This is a genomic window from Halocatena halophila, from assembly GCA_027563145.1.
In the GTDB taxonomy this organism is placed as follows: Archaea; Halobacteriota; Halobacteria; order Halobacteriales; family Haloarculaceae; genus Halocatena; species Halocatena halophila.
This window is the reverse complement of the sequence record CP071306.1, coordinates 2,017,515-2,040,051: the sequence shown is the minus strand read 5'-3', so window position 1 is coordinate 2,040,051 and position 22,537 is coordinate 2,017,515. Positions and strand designations below refer to the sequence as shown.

General features: G+C 57.9%; 23 protein-coding genes and 1 tRNA gene. 16 read left to right on the top strand and 8 right to left on the bottom strand.

Going from position 1 to position 22,537, the window contains the following annotated elements; translation table 11 throughout:
• Positions 1-11: 11 nt before the first annotated feature.
• Positions 12-1,415 (bottom strand): single-stranded DNA binding protein, encoded by a 1,404-nt coding sequence (locus JXQ78_RS10895; protein WP_330630788.1) that lies wholly within the window; start codon positions 1,413-1,415, stop codon positions 12-14.
• A gap of 165 nt (positions 1,416-1,580) precedes the next feature.
• Between JXQ78_RS10895 and JXQ78_RS10890 the strand changes: the two genes are divergently transcribed.
• Positions 1,581-1,653 (top strand) — tRNA-Arg (locus JXQ78_RS10890).
• Positions 1,654-1,743: 90 nt separating this feature from the next.
• On the opposite strand, the gene JXQ78_RS10885 is transcribed toward JXQ78_RS10890, so the two are convergent.
• Positions 1,744-1,968, bottom strand: a complete 225-nt coding sequence (locus tag JXQ78_RS10885) for a hypothetical protein (RefSeq protein WP_330630787.1) — start codon at positions 1,966-1,968, stop codon at positions 1,744-1,746.
• A 288-nt stretch (positions 1,969-2,256) separates the two neighbouring features.
• On the opposite strand from JXQ78_RS10885, the gene JXQ78_RS10880 reads away from it, so the two are divergent.
• The 4 genes from JXQ78_RS10880 (at position 2,257) to ribB (ending at position 5,111) form a co-directional block, all read left to right on the top strand.
• On the top strand, positions 2,257-3,105 hold the full coding sequence (locus JXQ78_RS10880) for an ATP-grasp domain-containing protein (protein ID WP_330630786.1): 849 nt from the start codon (positions 2,257-2,259) through the stop codon (positions 3,103-3,105).
• Positions 3,106-3,157: 52 nt separating this feature from the next.
• The gene (locus JXQ78_RS10875; RefSeq protein ID WP_330630785.1) at positions 3,158-3,655 is read left to right on the top strand and encodes an RNA-binding protein; all 498 of its coding nucleotides are present in this window, start codon (positions 3,158-3,160) and stop codon (positions 3,653-3,655) included.
• A 102-nt stretch (positions 3,656-3,757) separates the two neighbouring features.
• Positions 3,758-4,450, top strand: a complete 693-nt coding sequence (locus JXQ78_RS10870; protein ID WP_330630784.1) for a DUF120 domain-containing protein — start codon at positions 3,758-3,760, stop codon at positions 4,448-4,450.
• Positions 4,437-5,111, top strand: coding sequence for a 3,4-dihydroxy-2-butanone-4-phosphate synthase (gene ribB / locus JXQ78_RS10865; RefSeq protein ID WP_330630783.1), 675 nt, complete (start codon positions 4,437-4,439; stop codon positions 5,109-5,111). The genes JXQ78_RS10870 and ribB overlap by 14 nt, the downstream gene beginning before the upstream one ends.
• On the opposite strand, the gene JXQ78_RS10860 is transcribed toward ribB, so the two are convergent.
• Together JXQ78_RS10860 and aroA are read right to left on the bottom strand one after the other, a co-directional pair.
• Positions 5,108-6,349 carry an alkaline phosphatase family protein gene (locus JXQ78_RS10860; protein WP_330630782.1) on the bottom strand — a complete coding sequence of 414 codons (1,242 nt, stop codon included), beginning with the start codon at positions 6,347-6,349 and terminating at the stop codon, positions 5,108-5,110. The genes ribB and JXQ78_RS10860 overlap by 4 nt on opposite strands.
• Before the next feature lie 7 nt (positions 6,350-6,356).
• On the bottom strand, positions 6,357-7,640 hold the full coding sequence (aroA, locus tag JXQ78_RS10855; RefSeq protein ID WP_330630781.1) for a 3-phosphoshikimate 1-carboxyvinyltransferase: 1,284 nt from the start codon (positions 7,638-7,640) through the stop codon (positions 6,357-6,359).
• 219 nt (positions 7,641-7,859) lie between these two features.
• Here aroA and JXQ78_RS10850 point away from each other — a divergent pair, with 219 nt between their 5' ends.
• From JXQ78_RS10850 to JXQ78_RS10830, 5 genes are all read left to right on the top strand, one after another.
• Positions 7,860-8,060: a hypothetical protein gene (locus JXQ78_RS10850; protein WP_330630780.1), complete on the top strand. Its 201-nt coding sequence runs from the start codon at positions 7,860-7,862 to the stop codon at positions 8,058-8,060.
• 3 nt (positions 8,061-8,063) lie between these two features.
• Positions 8,064-8,909 (top strand): DUF5794 domain-containing protein, encoded by an 846-nt coding sequence (locus tag JXQ78_RS10845; RefSeq protein ID WP_330630779.1) that lies wholly within the window; start codon positions 8,064-8,066, stop codon positions 8,907-8,909.
• A gap of 658 nt (positions 8,910-9,567) precedes the next feature.
• Positions 9,568-10,491 (top strand): transcription initiation factor IIB, encoded by a 924-nt coding sequence (locus JXQ78_RS10840; RefSeq protein WP_330630778.1) that lies wholly within the window; start codon positions 9,568-9,570, stop codon positions 10,489-10,491.
• Between the two features lie 99 nt (positions 10,492-10,590).
• A complete protein-coding gene (locus tag JXQ78_RS10835; RefSeq protein WP_330630777.1) occupies positions 10,591-10,923 on the top strand; it encodes an uS10/mL48 family ribosomal protein in 333 nt (110 codons plus the stop codon).
• A 38-nt stretch (positions 10,924-10,961) separates the two neighbouring features.
• Positions 10,962-12,257, top strand: coding sequence for an amidohydrolase (locus tag JXQ78_RS10830; RefSeq protein ID WP_330630776.1), 1,296 nt, complete (start codon positions 10,962-10,964; stop codon positions 12,255-12,257).
• Positions 12,258-12,261: 4 nt separating this feature from the next.
• Here JXQ78_RS10830 and JXQ78_RS10825 read toward each other — a convergent pair whose 3' ends face one another.
• Genes JXQ78_RS10825 through JXQ78_RS10815 form a run of 3 tightly spaced genes read right to left on the bottom strand, consistent with a single transcriptional unit; the run spans position 12,262 to position 15,168 of the window.
• Positions 12,262-13,215: an electron transfer flavoprotein subunit alpha/FixB family protein gene (locus tag JXQ78_RS10825; RefSeq protein WP_330630775.1), complete on the bottom strand. Its 954-nt coding sequence runs from the start codon at positions 13,213-13,215 to the stop codon at positions 12,262-12,264.
• The gene (locus JXQ78_RS10820) at positions 13,212-14,006 is read right to left on the bottom strand and encodes an electron transfer flavoprotein subunit beta/FixA family protein (protein WP_330630774.1); all 795 of its coding nucleotides are present in this window, start codon (positions 14,004-14,006) and stop codon (positions 13,212-13,214) included. The genes JXQ78_RS10825 and JXQ78_RS10820 overlap by 4 nt, the downstream gene beginning before the upstream one ends.
• Positions 14,007-14,043: 37 nt before the next feature.
• Positions 14,044-15,168 (bottom strand): helix-turn-helix transcriptional regulator, encoded by a 1,125-nt coding sequence (locus tag JXQ78_RS10815; RefSeq protein WP_330630773.1) that lies wholly within the window; start codon positions 15,166-15,168, stop codon positions 14,044-14,046.
• A 130-nt stretch (positions 15,169-15,298) separates the two neighbouring features.
• Between JXQ78_RS10815 and JXQ78_RS10810 the strand changes: the two genes are divergently transcribed.
• Complete coding sequence (locus JXQ78_RS10810; protein WP_330630772.1) at positions 15,299-16,561, top strand: hypothetical protein; 1,263 nt, start codon at positions 15,299-15,301, stop codon at positions 16,559-16,561.
• Between the two features lie 41 nt (positions 16,562-16,602).
• Positions 16,603-17,064, top strand: a complete 462-nt coding sequence (locus JXQ78_RS10805; protein WP_330630771.1) for a type IV pilin N-terminal domain-containing protein — start codon at positions 16,603-16,605, stop codon at positions 17,062-17,064.
• A 9-nt stretch (positions 17,065-17,073) separates the two neighbouring features.
• Here JXQ78_RS10805 and JXQ78_RS10800 read toward each other — a convergent pair whose 3' ends face one another.
• Positions 17,074-17,688: a methyltransferase domain-containing protein gene (locus JXQ78_RS10800; RefSeq protein WP_330630770.1), complete on the bottom strand. Its 615-nt coding sequence runs from the start codon at positions 17,686-17,688 to the stop codon at positions 17,074-17,076.
• Between the two features lie 192 nt (positions 17,689-17,880).
• On the opposite strand from JXQ78_RS10800, the gene JXQ78_RS10795 reads away from it, so the two are divergent.
• The 4 genes from JXQ78_RS10795 to JXQ78_RS10780 all read left to right on the top strand — a co-directional run bounded on the left by JXQ78_RS10795 (position 17,881) and on the right by JXQ78_RS10780 (position 22,517).
• Positions 17,881-19,305 (top strand): PKD domain-containing protein, encoded by a 1,425-nt coding sequence (locus JXQ78_RS10795; protein ID WP_330630769.1) that lies wholly within the window; start codon positions 17,881-17,883, stop codon positions 19,303-19,305.
• A gap of 88 nt (positions 19,306-19,393) precedes the next feature.
• Complete coding sequence (ahaH, locus tag JXQ78_RS10790; RefSeq protein ID WP_330630768.1) at positions 19,394-19,726, top strand: ATP synthase archaeal subunit H; 333 nt, start codon at positions 19,394-19,396, stop codon at positions 19,724-19,726.
• A complete protein-coding gene (locus JXQ78_RS10785) occupies positions 19,713-21,923 on the top strand; it encodes a V-type ATP synthase subunit I (protein WP_330630767.1) in 2,211 nt (736 codons plus the stop codon). Before ahaH ends, JXQ78_RS10785 begins: the two co-directional genes overlap by 14 nt.
• 321 nt (positions 21,924-22,244) lie before the next feature.
• Entirely contained in the window at positions 22,245-22,517 is a 273-nt protein-coding gene (locus JXQ78_RS10780; RefSeq protein WP_330630766.1) for a F0F1 ATP synthase subunit C, read from the top strand.
• Positions 22,518-22,537: the final 20 nt, after the last annotated feature.

The window sequence follows — 22,537 nt, the reverse complement described above, 5'->3', positions numbered from 1 at the left end:
TTCTGGACAGCTCAGAACAGTTCGTCTGCTGCTAGCTTCTCGCCGACCATTCGGCCACGAACGGTGATTTCCTGACCGAGTCGCACGTCTTCGGTGGTTTCTACGGTGAGCGTGGATTCGCCGTTATCGAGAATCACTGGCTCGCCCGTCTGGACCACGGTCCCGGTAAACTCCGTGTGTTCGCCCGACTCCGTATCGGTGTTCATGTCTGTATCCGTATTCGTCGATTGGGAGGACTCGCCCGTTTCGGTGAACGCTTCGAGCCCCTCGCTGTCAGTCGATGGGTCGCTGTCTCCATCGTCCAGTGTCGTGCCGGGATCGAGCGGTGAGACGGTCGATTGCCATCCGGCAGACGCTTCGATCGAGTCCTGCCAGCCGTCCTGGATCTCAACGTCGCCGAATAGCACCTCATCGCCCGGTGTGAGATCGAGATCTGCCTTTTCGCCCCAGAGCGCCACCCGAATGTCACCCGTCTGGTCCTGGATACGGACGTTGCGCACCTGCCCTTCGCTGCCGTCGTCACGGTCGAACGTCCGTTTGGGATCGCTCGATCGGACAACACCAGCGATATCGACGGTCTCCTCGATTTCGAGGGCTTCGATTGGCGTCGTGTCGGGAACGAACGAGATCTCTTCATCAATTTCGTCGATCGAGCCCCGCGAGCCAACGTGGAGCTCGAGATCGCCATCGCGTTCGCGGACATACCCGTCGACGATCTCGATCGATTCGCCGGTCGTCAGCGTTTCGGCCGTGTCGGCCTGGTCATCCCACAGCGTCACTCGAATTCGACCGGTTTCGTCACCCACCACCAGATTCGACACCTTGCCTTCGCTACCGTCGTCGCGTTCGAACGTTCGAACGGGTTCAGTGCCCAGCAGTCGGGCGGTAAGCGTCACATCGGATTGGCCCATTGAGAGCGATTCGATGGCGGTGGTGTCATCGGCTGAGACGTCGATCTCGGTGTCGGGTGCTGGCTCAAGGCGGTTGGCACTCACTTCGACGCCAGCGTAGCCCTCCTTTGGGCGGCCCTTGATCTTCAGCACCTGACCGCGTTCGAGCTCGTCAGTCGCGGCAATGGCCTCATCGTCCCAGAGCGCCACCCGGAGCTGGCCCGTTTCGTCGGCCACGTCGAGATTGATCACGTGGCCGGGTTCGTCTTCGTCGTCGCGTTCGAACGTCCGGAGATCACCGATGCCGACGACTTTGCCGGCAAAGGACACTTCAGCTGGACCGGGTTCGATCGCGGAGATCGAGCTGGGTTCGCCACCGCCAAGCGAGTGCGAAACGAGCTGTGCGGCCGTGGCTTCATCAGCCAGTCCCGCCATCTCCTCGACCTTCGCTTCGACGGCCTCCCTGAACTCCTCCTCGCTGATGTCTACGTCCAGCTCGGCGTAGATGTCCTCGATCTCGCTCATTACACTGCTCATGGGTCGTGGGGCGCTAATCCCTGTCGGTTGATCGATTCGGTACACATAGCGGGTGTGGCCCCGGTTTCGTATTTCAACCCTGGGATGGGGCCCGATCGGCCCGGCTGTCCGGAATCGCAACGGCTTTAGGGGAACCCGAGAAAGTACAGGTGAGTCCTGATAGGGTAGTGGACTATCCTCTTGGCTTGCGGAGCCAGGGACCGGAGTTCAAATCTCCGTCAGGACGTGATTTTGTTGGGGATACGTCGGTGAGTAACACGGTTTGGTCGGTTATTTCACGAAGGAGCTGTGGCTTTACAGTACTACCAATCAGCCCTTACTCCTCTGCATTGTCGTCATCTGGAAGTTCCAGAGCGGTGTCTTTTATTGGCACAGCAGACATCATAGAATAGTTATGACTCACATTTGCATATATAACAACTTCTGCTTCTTCATCAATTACTCTCACCGCACTTCTAGTCGGAAATTCATCCTTTACTTTGAATCCACCCCGTCGCTTGCGGGCTTCTTTTTCCTCTTTATCGCTGCCAAATAGTCCCATTCGTTAATTATATTGTAGTGTCATATATAGTAATTGTGTTTTAACTCATATTAGTTACTGAACAGCATCGAATAGAGTTCAGTTGCCACTTTTTGGCACCGTCCTGCATTTGAAGAGCCACGTATACCTACTTCGACACTGATACCGAGTTAGTACTTGCATACCGTTCGTGCCGCCAGGACAACCACCTGTTCATTTGTCCGAGGCAGCTGTCGTCGGCCGATCCAAAAATTCGTGTGTGCGCTCTTCGAACGCAGCACCTTAGTCGATGCACGCCAGCCCTCCGCTATGCTCCGGCTCGCTGTCACCACTAACGCCCAGACGTACGAGCGAATGCGCGACCCACTCGCCAGACGCGACATCCAGGTGGACTACGTCCAGCCCAAAGAGCGCATCATCGACCTCCAAAACAATCCATTCGAGAAGTACGACGTGGGCTTTGTCTATCCAAGTCGATTCCCGGAGGGGGGCGTCGTCGATGCGTCTCTCGACGTTCCCTGGGTGAACGACCGCGGGGCGATCTGTCGGTCGCGCCACAAGGCAGCAACGTACGCCAGACTCCAGCGCGCCGGGATCGAAATCCCACGAACGGTGATGGCCTCCTCACCCGTTGATCGAGCAGAGCTCACGGACGCGTTCGAATCGTTCGACCGACCAGTAGTGGTCAAACCGAACTCCGCAACCCGTGGTGCAGGCGTCACGAAAATCCACGACAGAGACTCGTTCTATGGTGTTGTCGATTACCTCACCCTGCTCCACGAGGAGCCAACGACCGCTGACAAATCGTTTCTCATCCAGGAGTATCTCCCCGAGGCGACCGACTACCGCGCAATGGTGATCGACGGCACCTACGCGGGTGCAGTCGAACGCGCCCACCCCGATGGTGAACGGTGGAAACACAACGTCCACCAGGGAGCACGCGCCAGCGCCACGAGCCTCGATGCACACCAGCAACGGCTCGTCGAGCGGGTGGCCACAACGCTCGACATCCCCTTTCTTGGCGTCGACCTGCTCGAAAGCGAGGGCACCACCTACGTCATCGAAACGAACGCCCGGCCGACGATCGACGATCCCGAAAAATACGAAACCGACTTCTACGACGAACTCGCGGCGCTGATCCGAGCGCAACGACGATGACTGACGAGCAGCAAGTGGCTAGATGTATAGCACCGTAGTTGCTATGGCAGCTATGGAAGTCAAATCGCGCCATCATCTGCGGAGTGACGCGATCGATCGCATCACCACCTCGATTGCAGACGCACTCGGCGTCGAGATCGATGGCGACAGCTTCGAACAGGTCGAGTTCACCGACAGCGATACAGAACTCGTGCTCGTGGACGGCGACCCGCTCGTCACCTACTTTCCAGCGCCCGACGGCGGCAACCCAGAGCCGTTTCTCACCGTCAACGGCGCAAACCGCTACCCGCCAACCGACCGCGTGGTCACCGTCGACGCCGGTGCCGTCTCGTTCGTCTCCGACGGGGCCGACGTGATGCGACCCGGGATTGCCGACGCAGACGCCGAAATTGCCGCCGACGATCTCGTCGTCATCGAAGAAGAATCACACGGAAAAGCACTGGCCATCGGCCGAGCGCGCGTCGATGGCGACGAACTGGTCGGCGACAGCGGCAAAGTGATCGACTCACTCCATCACGTGGGCGATGAGCTCTTTTCGCTCTCGCTGTAAGGAACTCGTTTAAACAACGACTTTCAACGCCTTTTCCGTTCCAAATTTGAGATGGGTATCATATTCGATACGCTTATCAGGAACGACTGCCGAGAGTGACGTATGGCAGAATCGGCCGGAATCGGGCCCGACGAGCGCGAGGTACTGAAACTGCTCGCACTCGATGGCGCGATGGAGAGCCGGGCACAGGTGACGTGCTCTGCGCTCGGCGAGCGACTCGATGTGTCGACACAGACCGTCTCACGACGGCTCCAGCGGCTGGAAGACGCCGAGTTGATTGATCGACAGATCGTCGCCGACGGACAGCTCGTGGGGACGACCGAACCGGGCGAACAGTTGCTCCGTGGACAGTACGCAGACTACCGGCGGCTGTTTGAACATCAGCCGGAGATCCGGCTCACTGGCACGGTTACCAGCGGGATGGGCGAAGGAAGCCACTACATCTCGCTACCGGGCTACATGCGCCAATTCATCACGAAGCTGGACTACGAGCCGTTTGCAGGGACGCTCAACGTCGAACTCGATGAACCATCCATCCACGCCAGAGCCGACCTCGAATCGATCGAACCGGTACGGATCGATGGCTGGGAGAACGACGACCGGACGTACGGCCCGGCCTTTTGCTGGTCGGTTGCCGTCGAGGTCAAAGACCAGGCGTACGAACCGGCACACATCATCGCACCGGAGCGGACCCACCACGCCGACGACCAGCTTGAGCTGATCGCTCCGGAGAAACTCCGCGCTGTGCTAGACATTTCGGACGGCGACGAACTCACCACTCATGTCGAAAAGTGAACCAGAACCCCGCCACGAGAGCAGTGTCGAGCAGACGATTAGCGCATTCAGCCGCGGCGAACCGGTGTTGATCCACGACGCGGCCGATCGCGAGGGCGAAACGGATCTGGTCTATCCGGCCACCGCAGTCACTCCCGAGGCAGTTGCGCGACTGCGCAACGACGCCGGTGGACTGGTCTGTGTTGCACTCAGCAACGAGCTCTGTGAGCGATTCGAGCTTCCGTTTGCGAGTGAGGCGATCGACCATCCGTTGAGCCGCGATCCCGATGTCGGCTACGACGACCGATCCTCGTTTTCGCTCACGGTGAACCACCGGGATACGTACACTGGGATCACTGACGCAGATCGATCGTTGACGATCGAGCGACTCGGGGCCGTGAGTGCCAATCCCGACGAGATTGATTTTCTCGAAGAGTTTCACGCACCCGGACACGTGCATCTGCTTCGCGGCGCTCCCGAACTGCTCGCAGACCGAGAAGGACACACCGAACTCGGGTTGGCGCTCGCCGAGCAGACGGCCCAGCCCCAGGCGGTCGTCGTCTGTGAGATGCTCGACGATGAAACCGGAACTGCGCTGACACCGGCACGGGCGCAGGCGTACGCCCGCAACAACGGCCTTGCGTATATCGAAGGGCGTTCGCTCGTCGATCGATTCGCCTAGGAGAGTTCTGCGAGCTCGATCGCAGCGAACGGAACGAGCTGTTCGTCTGGATGCAGCCCACCGTGAAACCCAACGAACGAGAGCTCTGGGGCTTCGCCGTGCCAGACGGTCTTCTCTCGCGGGATGAGTAGCAGATCACCACTGAGCCGTTCGAACGTCTCGCTGGGGGAACCGGGACCGAACAGCCCCGCTTCGAGCGCGGCCTCACGGGAGTAAACGAGCGCGGTGTCGCCAAACACCGACTCGAGAGCGCTCCTGAGTGCAGGGATATCCTCTGCCTCTGGATACAAATGAACATTGCGACCACCGCCACCGAGACGTGGCGTTCCCTGCTGATCGCGGTCGATATACGACGACAGCGAAGGGATCTCCAGCAGATCGACGTTCGTTGATGGATCGGTGTCAACCTGGCCGTGATCGGCCGTCACGAACAGCTGCGTGCGGTCTGAAACCGCACTCGGGAGCCCGGTGAGCGCCTCATTGAGCGCCGACCCAACCGAAGCAACCGTCTCGGTGTACGCCGGCGCGTGGGTGCCGTGTGTATGACCAGCGCCATCGACGTGCGGAAGATACGCGTACACGAACCCGCCAGTTGTTTCACGAACTGCACGCTGAAGCTCCATTGCGAATGCATCCAGACTGTCGTAGCGTCGCTGCTCGATCAGTGAATGATCTGGATCGACGGTGACGTGGCCCACTGGAACGACCTGCGTGGTCGGGACACCACCTTCAGCGAGCTGTCCAGCGACCGTCGCACCTGAAATGAACGCCCGTCGATCGACATCGAACCGCTCGCTCACTGCAGTGCCATCTTTGCACCGAAACGGCAACGACTCCACAATCGTTTCCTCGATCGGGACGTTCCAGCCTATCCGGCCGTGCTGGACCGGCGGGACACCAGTCGTGAGCGTGCCCATCGCAGCGGCGGTTTCGGATGGAAACACCGAGGTCAGTGGCCACACCGTCGTTTGCGTGGCAAGCGTGCTGAAAAATGGATGCGCATCACGATGGCGATCGAACTGCTCGAAACCAAACCCATCGATCACGACGAGGACGACCGTTTTCGAATCGCTATCGAACGCCGACACAGCGAGGGGCTCACCCGCAACCGAGACGTCGAGACGCTCGCCGACAGTCGGTGCAACGTTGGCAAACGAGTGACCATCATAGTCCGGTCGAACGTATCCCGGAGCTAGCGTCTGTTCACAGAGCGCCGTCGCGTCGTCGTGACGGAACATTGTCTATTCAGTGCTGGACAGATGCCCCCAGTGAGGACAGCGACTCGAAGAAGGTTGGATAGGAAACGTCGACGTGTTCGCCGTCCGTGATTGTCACCGGCTCGTCTGCGAGCAATCCGGCGACTGAAAGCGACATGATAATTCGATGATCATTGTAACTCTCCAGGGTGGCCCCGCTGAACGAACCCTCAGTGCCATAGACCGTAAGCGTCTCTGGTGACTCCTCGACCTCGACACCCAGCTTTTCGAGCTCCGTCGCCATCGCCGAAACGCGATCGGTCTCCTTGTACCGGACGTGCTCACAGTTCGTGATTGTGGTCGTCCCCGATGCCACGGCGCCGAGCACTGCAATCGTTGGGAGAAGATCCGGCGTGTCACCGACATCGACCTCGATTCCGGTCAGCGACGAGCGGGAAATCTCGATCGTTCCAGCCGACCGATCCCAGCTGATCTGTGCACCCATCCGATCGAGCACGTCAACGATTGCCGAATCACCCTGTGCACCCGGATAACAGCCTGCCACCGTCACTGATTCCTCGCCTGCAATTGCGCCAGCCAGCAAGGGATACGACGCCGAGGAGAAATCGCCGGGCACGGTGTATTTCCCGTCCGAAAGCGAATACTGCTGGCCACCTGGAACCGCAAAGCCCGCAGCCGTGCGTTCGGTCGTTACCCCAAACGCCTCGAGCAGTTCGCGGGTGATCGTCACGTACGGTGCAGATTTCAGCGGCGTCGTCAGCTCAATCGAGATCCCGTCCTCGGTGCACGCGCCTGCCATCAACAGCGATGTTACGTACTGAGAAGAAACATCTCCAGGAATCGACACGGACCCACCCTCGATCGGACCGTCGATCACCAGCGGGGCCTGTCCGTTTGCCCGCGTTGAACGCGCCGTCGCACCCAGCTGTTCGAGCGCTTCGAGCAAAGGTCCGTGTGGACGCGAGCGCAACGAACGATCACCCGTCAAGATTGTCGTTCCATCGACCAGTCCGGCAGCACCGGTGACAAGCCGCGTGGTCGTCCCGCTGTTTCCACAGTCAAGCACGTCTCCAGGGACCGCCGGCTGTCCGGCAAAGCCCGTAACAGCAACCGATTCAGACTCGATGTCGACACTCCCACCGAACTGACGGACCGCCTGCATCGTGGCCCTGGTATCTGCACTCACGAGTGGGCGTTCGATCGTCGCGCGATCGGCATACCCCGCGGCGAGGATCGCCCGGTGACTGTAACTCTTCGAAGGAGGAGCCCAGACACGACCCGAAACGGAGCCAGGCTCGATTGTGACATCCATACTCGCGTTGAACGCCCCGCCACCTTACGATTTGCGAGTCACCCACACACCGGCAGAGCAAACAGACAGTGATCCTCTGGGCAATTTTCGGGCGTTCGTACAATTCTACAGACTTCATAAGAATGAATTACACAAAAAATCACGAAATCCGGTTTGATCGTTCGGATTGAGTCCGGTTCTCACACAACGTTTATGATACAAACGGCAATACTTTCGGTCATGGACTCCACACGTCCCATCGCAAGCAGCACCGGTGACAAACGATTCGCTGTCGGACTCAATCGGACTGTAACACGGATGGGACTCGGAAATGATGCCACAATGGGCCGGTTTTACGCGTTTTCCAACGCGACGGCACGGCTGCGCCCACGGTATCGCGAAGGAGTGTCCTCGGCCAGTGAGTATGGCCACAGTGCCTGATCGATGAGTACGTCACGACATCCAATTGCGCTTCGCCTGGAACGCCACGTCGGTCCTGGAACCCGACTGCTCGCGATCGTTCTCGGGCTACCCTTGATCGACGGCATCTTCCCAGCGCTCGTCATCGCTGGCGGGCTTGATACGATTCCCGGAATTATCGAGGTGGGCTTGCTCGTCTTCGGTGGCAGCGCCACCCTGTCGGTGGTGCTCGCCGAAATGGATGGCACTCGTCGAGAGATTATCTCCTCAATTTTGCTCGTCGGTACCGGCGTGGTCAGTCTCGCGGCCATCGAAGCCGCGATCGCACCGATGATCGCCTCGATGCTCGTCCTCGAAACCTTCGAGCGATTCGCCGCGCTCGTGATTATCGCCATCGCTGCCAAAACGGCGAGCGCGACCATCGGCGAGTATCTTCCGTCGCCTGGCGTCATCATCGGCCTGGGCCTGCTCGCGAGCCTTGATCCGGGGAGCTTCCAGCCAGTGTTCACAACGGATCTGATGCTCATCGCACGGGCTACCACCGCCGCCCTCGTCGGTGTCGGCTTTACGCTCTGTGTGGCGCTGTTCGGGCCAACGCTCAGACGGTCGGTCTCGCTGGAATACTTCCGGTTCGGGAGTGCCGTGGCACTCGGTGTGCTCTCGCTGTCCGTGCTGGGAATCATCAGCAATAAGATCCCACTTGCACTGGCAGTGTTGGCCGTCACTGCACTCTTCTCGTTCGATCCCGAAACCACAGAAGAGGAGACGGACCTCGACGGATCCGTGAGCAACCCACAGCCCGCGACGAATCCAGAGCCCGACCGTGAAACGGACACAGATCCAACACAACAGGACGCCCCCTGGATCTGACGGGGCGAATCAATTGGATACTATTAATTAATCTATAGTACAAACGAATACTAAATTGTCTGCCCATATCACATTATACTGACTATTGCTTTTTCTTTTCTCCAACCAGATATAGTTTGTCTTAATTTAGATAGTGAAATAAAATCCAGGATGAGAAAACCTGGTGTCCTTCTCGTATAAAATCAGCCAGAGGTAAAAATTAGCAGACATATAAACGGATGGAATTGTATTGTTCCAGTATGGACGCCAAACGGTCATAAAACAAACGGATAGCTAATGATACCATCTCGCCAACAGTAATAGCAAGGCACCGGAGATACTCCGGCGCTGTCGGGCTACGGGCACATTGATCCAGATCGGGCACAAAATGCGATTGAACGAACATCGCAGCAAAAGCGGTGCTCTGTCGGTTATCGAGGAACCATCAACATTACAAACTGTTATATGGCGAGATAATTCGGGGTGTCAAACGGGCAACACCGGCCCACGTACTGATCGCCAATTGCCGAACCGAACCGAAACAACTGATGCAACGAGCATACCGAAACAACACGTCTTTGAACCGTTTGCGAACCGTCCACTCGTTCGACCGAGCAACCACTGGATGGGTGATAGATGAGAGAATCGGTCGATCACTGAGCGTACCACGGAGGCACAGATGGATCTAGCAACGCCAGTACGCCAGGACTGTCCACACTGCGGAGAGGGAATCACCGCTGATCCAAAACGTGGGGAGGCGGTCTGTACTGGCTGTGGGACCGTTGTTGACGACGAAACGGTCGATCATGGCCCCGAATGGACCGCCTACAGCGCAGCGGAGTATCAGGAGATCGCACGGACGGGAAGTCCGACCTCTCCAACGATGCACGACAAAGGGTTATCGACGATCATCGGTTCGTCCAACACGGACGCCGCCGGTCGGCAGCTAAGCGCGCGAAAGCGCTCACAGATGAGTCGCCTCCGGCGCTGGAACGAACGCTGTCGCACTCGTGACGCCAAAGAGCGAAACCTGAAACAGGCGTTCGCGGAGATCAATCGAATGGCGAGTGCACTTGGACTTCCCAAGTCGGTGCGGGAGACGGCCAGCGTGATCTATCGTCGTGCGGTCAACGATGGTATACTGATCGGTCGGTCCATTGAGGGGGTTGCGAGCGCGGCCATCTACGCTGCAGCGCGAAAAGAACACATTCCACGGACACTCGATGAGGTGACATCCGTTTCTCGAGTTGAGCGAACACGGATCGCCAGGGCCTACCGAACGATCGCCACGGAGCTAGGACTCCAGATTGAGCCAGCCGATCCGACCGCGTATCTCCCCCGGTTTTGTTCTGCGCTCGAGTGTCCACAGTCCGTCCAGCGCCAGGCGCACGATCTCCTCGAAACCGTTGCCGGCACCACCTTCACCAGCGGAAAACATCCGGCCGGGCTTGCCGCCGCTGCGCTTTATGCGTCGGCGTGTCTCACCGGCGAACGGATCACCCAGCAGGAAATAAGTAATGTATCAGACATTACTAGCATGACGATACGGACCCATTATCGTGAGCTGATGGCACAGGCCAACGGCACGGACTGCGTCGATTGACGGAAATTGCGGGCGATCGCGACCCTCGTGGTATGTGAGCACACGACCGCGAAATGATGGATGAGTGTGTTTTTATCGTTCGCCCGTGCATACATTGCTATGACCTTCGTTACGACCCTCCGTTTTTCCAGCGGCGACCGTCGTCTTCTCGATTCGGTCGTCGACGACATCAAGGAGGCAGCCCACCGGAAGGGCGTCGAGTTGAAAGGGCCACATTCAAAGCCACCTGACGATCTTCGCGTTCCACAGTCGAAATGTCCTGGTCACGATACGGCAACGTTCGAGCCGTGGCAGTATACGATCTACACGCGAACAATCAACATCATGGGCCACGGGACGTTTGCCCGCGAAACGACCGCTCGTGAGTATCCTGACGAAATCTACGTCGAGGCTGATGTCGAGCGGATTTCTGGTGCCGGATCGAATCGGTAGGAGAGGAGCTTTTACTCGCGCGCCACCACTCGAGAGGTATGGCAGTCGACGACGGCGTAGACCGACTCGTATCGTTACGACGCGACCTCCATCGGTTTCCCGAACCCGCCTGGCGGGAGTTTCGAACCACCGCCCGCATCGTTTCAGAGATCGAATCGATCGGCGTTGACGAGCTCCTCGTTGGTCGTGAGTTCATCGATCCCGATGACCGGCAAGGTGTTCCGTCGCTGGAAGCGATCGAGCCCTGGTATGTGGCGGCACAGGAGGCAGACATCGATCCGGACGTGCTTGAGGCGACTACCGGTGGCGTCACTGGTGCGCTTGCCGTCCTCGAACGCGGTCCTGGTCCGACGATCGGCCTTCGGGTCGACATTGATGCGCTTCCACGAACCGAGAGCGAGGACGAGGATCACAATCCCACAGCAAAGGGATTTCGCTCCGAGACGGGAGCGATGCACGCCTGTGGACACGACGCCCACATCACCTTTGGAATTGGTGTGTTAGAGGAGATCGCCAATGATGATTCGTTCTCGGGGACGCTGAAAGTCATTTTCCAGCCCGCAGAAGAGGTGATCGGCGGCGGACGGGCTGTCGCCGAAAGTGGCTGGATCGACGACTGTGACCAGTTGCTTGCTGCACACGTCGGGCTCGACCATCCAACGGGGGAAGTCGTCGCCGGGCTTGATGGCTTTCTCGCCGTTCATCACTTCGAAGCCGAGTTTTCAGGGGTGCCCGCACACGCGGGGGCCCAGCCCAACGCCGGTGACAACGCGATTCAGGCGCTTTCGACGGCGGTTCAGAATCTGTACGGAATTGCGCGACACGAAGACGGTGGAACCCGGATCAATGTGGGCGTTGTCGAGGGAGGGTCAGCGCCGAACATCATCGCCGAATCGGCGCGCTTTGTGGCCGAAGTGCGGGGGGAGACGACCGAGCTCAAAGAGTATATGCGCGAGCGGGCCACAACCGTCATCGAATCCGCAGCCGAAATGCATGACTGTTCGGTCGAGCTGACGGATGTTGGTGGAGCACCGAGTGCAACAAGCGACGAGGAAGTCGTCTCCGTCGTCGAATCAGTCGCAAAACGCGTCGATGGCGTCGATTCGATCCCTCGCTCGGGCTCGCTCGGTGGCAGTGAGGATGCAACGTATCTCATGCAGCGTGTCCAGGAACGCGGTGGATCCGCGGCCTACGTCGGCATCGGCACGGATCATCCTGGTGGCCACCACACGGCAACGTTTGACGTCGATGAGGACTCACTCGCCATCGGGGTAGCCGTGCTCTCGAAAACCATTCGCGAGCTGGCAGCAAACGGCACCGCCAGCAACAGCTAATCGCTTATTCGAGTGCTTCGATGAGTGCTGGCACCACGTCGAACAGGTCATCGACGATGGCGTAGTCGGCAAGATCCATGATTGGCGCGTTCGGATCCGTGTTGATCGCAACGATCGTATCCGAGCCTTTCATTCCAGCAACGTGCTGGACGGCACCGGAGATACCGATTGCGAGATACACGTCCGGCGTCACAACCTTTCCTGACTGTCCAACCTGTCGGTTTTTCGGCAACCAGCCGTTGTCCACGATCGGGCGCGAGGACGACAGCGTCGCGTCGGTGGCCTCAACAAGGTCTTCGATGAGCGGGAGGTTGTCTTCCTCTTCGATGCCGCGGCCGATCGAGATGAGAAAGTTCGCTTCCGAAATGTCAACGTCGCCGCCGGCGACTTCTTCGAAGCCGGTGACCGTTGATTTGACGGCATCTTCGTCGATGTCGGCATCGAACGATTCGATCGCTGGGTCGCCGGCGGCCTCGGTCGGCTCCCACTCGGCTGGTCGGACGCTCACTGCGGCGACCTCTGCGTCGACCGCAACCGTCGTTTCGACCTTCGAGCCGTACATCTCGCGAGTGACTTCGAGGCCATCATCACGACTAATTGCGATCGCGTCAGTGACCAGCGGAATGTCGAGTTCGCTCGCGACTGCCGGAGCGTAATCGAGCCCGTTGACGGAGTTTGGCAACAACAGCGTCGTTGGATCGATGTCCCCGAACAGCTGTGCCGTCGCCTGGGTGTACACGTCGTGGTTGAACTCATCGCCGTGGTCGACAGTGTGGATCGTCTCGACGCCCTCGAGCGAGAGTTCCTCGGCGAATGCGTCTACGTCGCCGCCGATGATTCCAAGGTGGAGCTCTCCACCCTGCTGGGCTGCGAGCTCGCTTCCAACCGTCACGAGTTCGCTGCTCACGTCACGCAGTTCGCCCTGGCGGTGTTCGGTGATAGCAAGAACGTCGCTCATCCTTCAACCACCCCCACGTCGCGAAGGAGAGATGCAAGCTCTGTTGCGGTCTCCTCAGCGCTTCCCTCGAAGACGGTCGCGTCGCCCTCGCTTTCTGGTTCGTACATGGCAGTGCGTGACAGTGGTGATTCGAGGTCACTCTCCTCAAGCCCAAGATCGTCGAGTTCGTGCAGATCGAGCGGTTTGCTCTGTGCCTGACGGATGCCACGGAGACTGGCGTACCGGGGTTCATTGATACCGGTCTGAATCGTCAACACAGCCGGCAGCTCGATATCGGTGAGCTCTTCGATGCCGCCTTCGAGCTCGCGATGAACGCTTGCCACGCCGGCCCCAGCGTCGAGATCGAGCGCGTTAACGACTGCGCCCCACTCGAAGTCAATCGTTTCGGCAAGCGTCACGCCGGTTGCACCGAAGCTGTCGTCGCCGGCCTGCACGCCGGTCAGGACGAGATCTGGCTGTTCGTCCTCGACGACTGCTGACAGCACGTCCGCTTTGGTCTTTGGGTCGAGCATGCCAACATCCGCGAACGCGTCGTCCCAGACGCGGATTGCCCGGTCAACGCCTTTGGCAAGCCCCATTCGAATCGTCTCTTCTGCGCGTTCTGGACCGATCGTGACGGAGACGACTTCGACATCGTCGCCGTCTTCTTTGATCTGGACCGCCTCTTCGATGGCGTACTCGTCCCACTCGTTGAGATCGAATTCCAGATAGCGTTCGTCGATGTCGAGCCCGTCGATGTCGAAATCATCCTCGGCCTCGGCCACCTCCTTTACGGTGACGAGTATCTTCATAGACACTATAAGCTCGCTACCGTCGTGTGATAAACGTTTAGGAACGATTGTGACCGTGATAACCGTGGTCAGTGGATGATTCGGAATCGGCTTCGTAGTCGGGGAGGCTGATCAGGTTCTCTCGACCCAATCTGAGCTTTTCAATCTGTTCGTCGTCATCCATTCCAGAAAGCAGCTGTGAGACTTTTGCGTCCGACCAGCCGGTCGACTCGACGATGGTCGCCTGACGCATGCGCCCGCCGTTCTGTCGGAGCAACCGGAGTACTTTCTCTTCGTCGCTCAGCAGATCCATATCGAGTGGTGCGTCTGGACCACTTTCGTCGATGGAAGCCGAGGGCTGTGGTGACACAGGAGAATCATCTGCTGAAGAGTCATCTGCTGGCGTCACAGTCTCAGTTCCACTGGGAACCCGATCGAGCAGTTGCTCTCGCTGGGTGAACGCGACCGTCGTGAGGACGACAACACCAATGAACGCGAGTACCTGGAGTACAGTCCCAGATGGGAGTCCACCCGTGTTTGCACCCGTTTCCCGGCCGAGCTTTACTGTGCCCGTAAACGAGGATTGTGGACCATAGACCAGGGTGTCACCGTTTTTCGTCGGCCCACCACTGAAATACTCGAAGTCGTAATTCTTCGGGCGAACGATCATGAGACGCTGATTCGAGTAGGTTCGCGGGAACCAGCTCCGATTGTTGATGACGAACGACTTCGTGAGGTTGACCTGCTCGCCGTGGGCTGGCATCCGCGTGAAGTTCGATACGGTGAACGTCTGATTCAGATAGCCAACGTCGTTATCGATGCGGGCGGAGTAGGTCTTGTTCGAAACCGCAATTTCACGGTCCGTCTCGCTGTTTTTCTGTTTTGCTGCGTTCTCAATGGCTTTCACTGTGCTGTCCGCATACTCCTTGCCACCGATTTCGCCGAATCCTTCCTGTTTCAAAAATTTCGCCGTATCGTTGAATCGGCTCTTTTTGGCGGGCGTATCGAGTTGATAGGTGAAAATAACGGACACATGGGCGTCACCCTGTGGCTGAATGTCGAACACGATCCTCTGGTCAGGCTGTTCGTCCACCTCACTTTGTGCGGCCGCTGGGCTGGCGGTCAGGCCAAGGGCAAGCAACAAGACCGCGACAGAGAGGGCAGTTGTGACCACGGGCCGCATACTATCTCGTGAAATCCCCGGTAGGAAAACACTTTCTGTCGGTTACGGAGAGGTCTTCAGGTTCACCAGGAGCTCTGCTCGAGTAACATATCACCATTATTTATAGACCTCTGCGTAGAAAATTCGTCCAATGAGTCGATCAACGCTGGTGGTTGTCGGGGTGGTCTGTCTCGTTCTATGTGCGACGATCCCCGCACCCACGAGTGGGCCAGCCACGGTTCCGGAGAGACCTGGTGGTGGAAAAGTCACCAAAGCAGACAGTGGTACGCTGCGATATCTCGAGATGAATCACACCGATTACGTGACCCAGACCGTGCAGTTACACGGCGATATTGCAGCTTCGGTTGCGATTTCGAAGGCAGACTTCGATGGGGACGAAATCGGGAATACAATCCAACGCGAATATCGTGCTGCCGAGGACAACGAGACGAACGGTGGTTTGAAATATCTTCAAAACCGCACTGCAGCACTCGAACGAGAAAAAGAACAACTCATTCAGCGCCAAGAAACCGCAATCAATAGATTCTACACCAACCCAACTGAAGAAAACGCTAGGCGTTTGCTGGTCGAACTCGCCATCGTCGATGCCAGTGCCTACCGGATCGGTGCCACTGCTGTGGGTTTAGAAGAGATTGGGCCAGTCAAGTCGGATGCCGACAATGAAACGTATCGAACCATTCACAATCGGACCAGACAACTCCAGGTTGTCGGCGAGATGCTCAGGGGTCCGGTGCGAGATGTTCTATTGAAGAATTTGCGCGGAGGCTCAAACACCCCAGGCCGGTACTACGTCCAGGCATCAAATCGTGGTGTCATCATTGCAACGACAGAGTACAACGAGAAGTTTAGGTACAAACGTGAGGCCTATCTCCCCACTTCAAGTTCATTGACCAACGGGACACCCCAGTCAGACACCAGAACGCGTTTTAAAAGCCGATATGGGGTAGAAAACTGGAATGTTCGCGGCTCGAACTGGTTAGAATGGGTGGACTACGATAACCCTGACCTGGCTCGACACGTATTCATAGGATCAGTTTCCTCTCGCGCCGTCGGCGAGCGGCTCATCGTCAACGATAAAAAGGGGCTGTTTGACAAAAACAAGACGAGTCAGGGACCGCTCAAAGTCAACTGGTGGTCATCGATGCGCGGAGGACCCATGCAGATTGAAATCACCCACGAGGACAGGAAAACACCACACGGGGAGGTGCACGTTGACGGTGAGTTGGTGAGCACCACGGTCAACGGTGAAACCACCATTCTGCAACCGGCGGCCACGGCGAATATCACAATCGTAACCGACAGCGCCACCTTCTCAATCGCACCAACCGGCGGTTCAAATGAGAGCCCATCGACAAACGGGAAAGCGACGCCGCGCCGAGTGCTACGGCGGTAGCCGGCGAACGTTTTTGAACGGAAACGGTACCACACGCGCACATGCGCGATCGAGGACAATCGTCGGTCCTGGGAGTCATACTATGTCTTGCGACCGTCCTCGTGCTCGTTTCGATCGCCAGCATTGCGTTTTTGGCATACGAACCCACGACACCCACTGGATCGTCGGTGGCCATTGTGGCCACAATCGATCCGACCGAGCAGACGATTGCGCTCACCCACCATAGCGGTCGGCCGCTCGAACCCGAACGGCTCCGGCTGCGAATCAGCGTCAACGGTGTCCCGATCGACCACCAGCCACCCATTCCGTTTTTCGCCGCGAAGGGATTTGTAAGTGGACCGACGGGCCCGTTCAACGCTGCCTACAGGGGTCGCTGGCACGCTGGAACGACGGCAACGATCGGCCTCGCCAGTACGAACACACGAATCCGCGCTGGCGATCAGATAACGATCCGTCTGTTCGAAGATGAGGTGATCGTCGAACGAATCAAAATCAGCGTGTGAACGGGATGGCTACGGCGTTGCAACCGTCGTGATGGCGATCTCCGGGCTGTGAGGTGGGCCCATGAGATGGTGTTCGAACGACGAAAAGCCCGCAGCCGAAAACATACGATCGGCTTCGGATTCGTCGTAAAACAGCATGATCAGATCGGCAAGTTTCTGTAACAACGTCCGATTCGGATAGTTTGGCCCAACGATCAACACCCGGCCATCCGGTTTGACCACACGCCGACACTCCTCGAGAGCAGTCACTGGATCTGGCCAGTACTCGATTGAGCCGGACGACCAGACGATATCGAACGTCGAGTCGGCAAACGGCAACCGCTCTGCGTCGCCGCGGTGGAACTGGACGGGCCCACGCTTGCCGAACTTTCCGTACGCCTGCTCTAGCTGATGGGCCGACTGATCCAGCCCATACACCCCATCGACGTGTTCGAGCAACCCTTCGGTTGCAAATCCCGTGCCACAGCCGACATCCAGCACCCGATCGTCCGATTCGATCTCGAGTAAGCCGAGCGCCTCGGTCCGCATCTGCTCGGTCCAGATGAACGTGTTCACCTCGTCATACACCTTCGAGAGATACTTGTAGAAAACGCGAGCGCGACCCTTGTTCTCGAGGATTCCCATCGTCCACCCTTCGCAACAGAGCAAATTAACGCTGCGGATTGACTGTGACTCTCGAACTGGTACAAATATCAATTGAATATTATTATGTAATGTTAGTAATGAGAGGAAATGGCAATGCTTTTTATCAATAGACAATACTTTTCGGGCTACGTGTGAAGATCTTGGGGGATAATCGTCACACAAACCACAATTATGAAACAGAGTAGACGCAGCTATTTGCGAAACGCATCGGCCGTCGTCGCATCGCTCACAGTCGCTTCAACCGGGGCATCGGCTACGGAGACACCGCCGGAGTGGGATCCTGTCCAGCTGTATCAGGTTGGCGCGAAGGTATCCTACAATGGGAGGGTCTGGGAAGCAGAAATTGCTTCTCGAAACGCTGAACCGACGCCACAATCGGTTTTCTGGGCTGCAGTTTCGGACTCCGGCGGTGACGGAACGGATGACCCGACGGTAACGGCGACCATCTCTGCCTCCCACGGCACGGTGCCGGTTGGAGAGCCGGTGACGTTCGACGCAAGCGGTTCGGACGGAGCGATTGAAACCTACGAGTGGACGTTTGGCGACGGTGCCACGTCGAGTAGTCCAACTCCAACACATCAGTATCAATCTCCAGGGGGGTATACGGTTGAATTGCGAGTGAGTGGCGGCGCTGATTCTGACACCACAACGACGTCGATAGTCGTCGAAGCAGAGGACTCCGGCGAAACGCCACAACCCGTTGACTCATCGCTTCCACCACAGGTGTTCGCACCGTACGACCACGTCACAACCAAGCGTGGTGTCGGGCTCACGCAGCTGGCAGACCGCACAGGAACCGACTACTTCCATCTCGCATTTGTCCTGGGAACCGCGTCTGGTGCGCCGGCCTGGGATGGTAGCAGTTCACTGATCGTCGGGGAAAGCGAGGTATCGGCAGAAATTGGGGCGTTGCGAGAGCGTGGCGGAGAAGTCGTCGTCGCCTTCGGCGGGGCTGCAGGTCCGTATCTTGCGGCGAAAAACGCAGACGCAACGACGCTTGCCGATCGGTTCGAGGCAGTCGTTGACGCGACAGGGGCAACGACGCTTGACATCGACGAGGAGCAGTTCGACATGAGTATCGTACGTCGGCGTAACGAGGCACTGGCCGAACTCCAGCGGCGACGGCCGGAGGTCTCCGTCGGCTTTACGCTCCCGGCAACCACGCGGGGGTTGAACTCGCAGGGGCGGTCGGTCATTACCGATGCGATCGACGCCGGCGTCACCATTGAGACGGTCAACATCATGACGATGAACTATGGATGGGTCGAGCCAAACGCTGACACCGTGATTCAGTCGGCGACGAAGCTGCACGAACAGCTTCAATCGCTGTTCAAGAGCAAATCAGCGAGCGAATGCTGGGGGATGGTCGGCATCACGCCGATGATCGGCGTCAACAACGCTGGCGGTACGTTCTACCAGGAGGACGCCAATCGTGTGCTCAACTTCGCAAACGAGCACGGTGTGGGTGTGCTCTCGTTCTGGTCGGTCGACCGGGACAGTGGCACCGGTTCTGGGATGGTCTCACCTACCCGAAGCGGGATCGAACAGAGTGAGTACGAGTTCTCCGAAATTTTTGCTCCGTACACCAGTGAGTGAGTGATCGACGGCGACGGACTCGCCGTTTGTGACGAGGGACTTCGCAACGCCCAAATAGCCGCTGATCCAACTCGTTCATGATATAACTATGGCCAGACCCGAGGTTCTGGATCGAATCAAACAGGCCGAAGGCGACGTAGACGACATCGTCGCGGAGGCGAAAGCCGACCGTGAGGAGATCGTCGCTGAGGCCCGCGACCGGGCTGCAGAGATCCGCGCTGAGGCTGACCGTGACGCCGAGGAGCTCGCCGAGCGAAAGCTCAGCGATGCGCGAGAAGAAATTGAGGCCGAGCGCGAATCGATCATCGAAGCAGGTACAGGCGAGCGCGACCGCCTCGAAGCGACCGCGAGCGAGCGGGAGGATGCAGTGATCGAAGAGATCCTTGCGACGTTCGAGGAGACCGTTCATGCTCAGACCTGAGCGAATGAGCCGGGTGTCGGTCACCGGCGCACAGACAGTAATGGACGACGTGATCGGGACGATTCACGACATGCGCCTGTTGCACATGACCGACTACGACGGCGCATGGGAGGGTTTCGAGCCAGGCGACCCGATCGAGGGAGCTGACGACGCCGCCGAAAAGCTCGTCACAGTGCGATCGCTCCAGAGCATTCTCGGCGTGGACGAAGAAGATGCGGGTCCAGGACGGCTCGTTACCGACGAAGCACTCGAGACGGAACTGGAGGAGATTCGCGAGACGATCAACGAACTCGACGACCGACGCAACGAGTTGAACGACGAGCTTCGCCGCGTCGACGAGCGGATCGACGCAATGGAGCCGTTCGCAACGCTCGGCATCGACCTCGATCTTCTCTCTGGCTACGACTCGATCTCCGTGGTCGTCGGAGAGGGTTCGGTTTCTGGCGTCGAAGCAACGCTCGCAGACGCCGGGATTTCGACGTACGAGCTGTTCGATGAGAGCGGTGTGATCGCCGTCGCCGCACAAGTTGACGATCTCGAAGAGCAGCTCGTCGGCTCCTCGTTCACCGCACTCGACGTTCCAGAGGCTGACAGCGATCCATCCGAGTACGTCGAGCAGCTACAACACGAGCGCCAGCAACTCGAATCGAAACGTCGGACCGTCGAGGGCGAGATGGAAAACCACCGGCTCGAACACGGTGATTTCCTGCTCGCGGTCGAAGAGAAGCTGGCAATCGACGTACAGCGAACTGAAGCGCCACTCTCGTTCGCGACAACCGAAAACGCGTTCGTTGCGGAAGGCTGGATTCCGACGAGTCGATTCGGCGAGTTCGTCGAGACGCTCCACGATTCGGTCGGCGATCGGATCGAAATCGACGAGCTAGAGCGTGCGTCGTACAACAGCGACGGACACATCGTCGACCGCGAAGGGATGGACGGCTCCGGTTCACACGGCGGCGCTGAGCCGACCGCAACCGCCACCGACGGCGGCGAACCTGCACGGACTGACGGTGGGACCGAAGCGACGATGAGTTACTCCGAACCGCCCTCAATTCAGAGCAACCCGAATCCGGTCAAATCCTTCGAATCGCTCGTGAATTCGTACGGGCGACCAAGCTACACGGAGCTCGATCCGTCGCTGATCATGTTCCTGACGTTCCCGTTCATGTTTGGCTTCATGATCGGCGATCTGGGCTACGGACTGCTGTACGCTGGAATTGGCTACTTCATTGCGAAGAAGTTCGACGGGATCGTCGCTGATCTCGGTCGGGTGGCGCTCTGGGCAGGCATCTTCACAGGTGTGTTCGGCGTCCTCTACGGCGAAATCTTCGGACTCCACCAGCTCGGTGAGCTCGTCTGGGGTGGTGATCCACCGATGCACAAGGGACTGATTCCAGCCCATGATAGTTACGCCAGCCTCTGGATCGTCCTCTCGCTCGTGTTCGGTATCGTCCACCAGAGCATTGGCTATCTGTTCTCGTTCTACGAGCACCTCCAGCACGGTGTTGGCGATGCAATCCGGGAATCCGGTTCCTGGTTCATGATGTTGTTCGGCTTTTGGGCCTGGGTGTTCGCAAACACGCCACCGTACGGTCTCACGCCGGATTTCATCGTGACGTCCGAGAGCGGTGTGTTCAGTGGACACCCACTGGAGCTTGGCTTTACGGGACTTCCAGAAACGGTTGGATTCATCGGCATCGGACTGTTTTTGGTTGGCCTCGTTCTCGTTGCGACCACGGAACTCGCAGAGTTCATCGAAGCAGTCTTCCTCAAAGTCGTTGCAGACATCCTATCGTACACACGGCTTGCTGCCGTGTTGATCGCAAAGGCTGGGATGGCGTTTGCTGCGAACCTGCTCGTGTTCGGTGCGTATACGACTGATCACGGACATGGTGACGTCTATCACTTCATCTTCTTCAGCGATAAAACGCCAGCCAAGATCGCCGCAGATCATCACGCTGAAATGATCTTCCCTGGGCTCGTGAACGGTTCGGGCGCAGAGCTTCTCGTTGGGGCCATCGCTGGCATCGCGATTTTGATCTTCGCTCACCTCCTCGTGCTCGCGCTTGGGCTGACGAGTGCCGGATTGCAGTCCATTCGTCTCGAGTGGGTGGAGTTCTTCCAGAAGTTCTACGACGGTGGTGGTGAAAAGTACGAACCGTTCGGCTACGTTCGGAAATTCACCAACAAAGAGTAGCGTCAAATTTTACATACCATTTCTATCATTTTCCGCTCCAGCAGTTACCGGTCCAGAACCGAAGCGATTCTCCCAACAGGTCGCATTGACGACCATTCGGCCGGCATGTCTATTGATTGTTCCAAATTTTACCACACACCACCGATATTTTGATAATAATCTTCAAAAACGATGGAGTAATTCATAATGAATCTACACTACAACGGCGCTAGGACAGGGATCGTTCATTTTTAGCAAAATCAGTTTGAGAACCTTTATGGGTTCTGTATAGCTATATCCGGCTGTTCGGAAACAAGCGAACCACTAGGACCACTCAAAACCATGATTGAGCTACAACTCACACTGGCGTTCATCAGTTCGATAGTTTCAGACGTAGCACTACAGGCCCAGCCGCTGCTCGAAAACAAAGGTGCCGCAGCGATCGCCTTCGGTTTGTCCGCGATTGGTGCAGGAATGGCAGAGCGATCGATCGGTTCGGCAGCAGTTGGCGCCATCGCCGAGGACGACGACATGTTCGTTTCAGGGCTAATTTTGACGGTCATTCCGGAAACGATCGTCATTTTCGGCCTCGTGGTCGTCTTCGTCGTCAGTTAAATTCCGCAGCCAACTTTCCC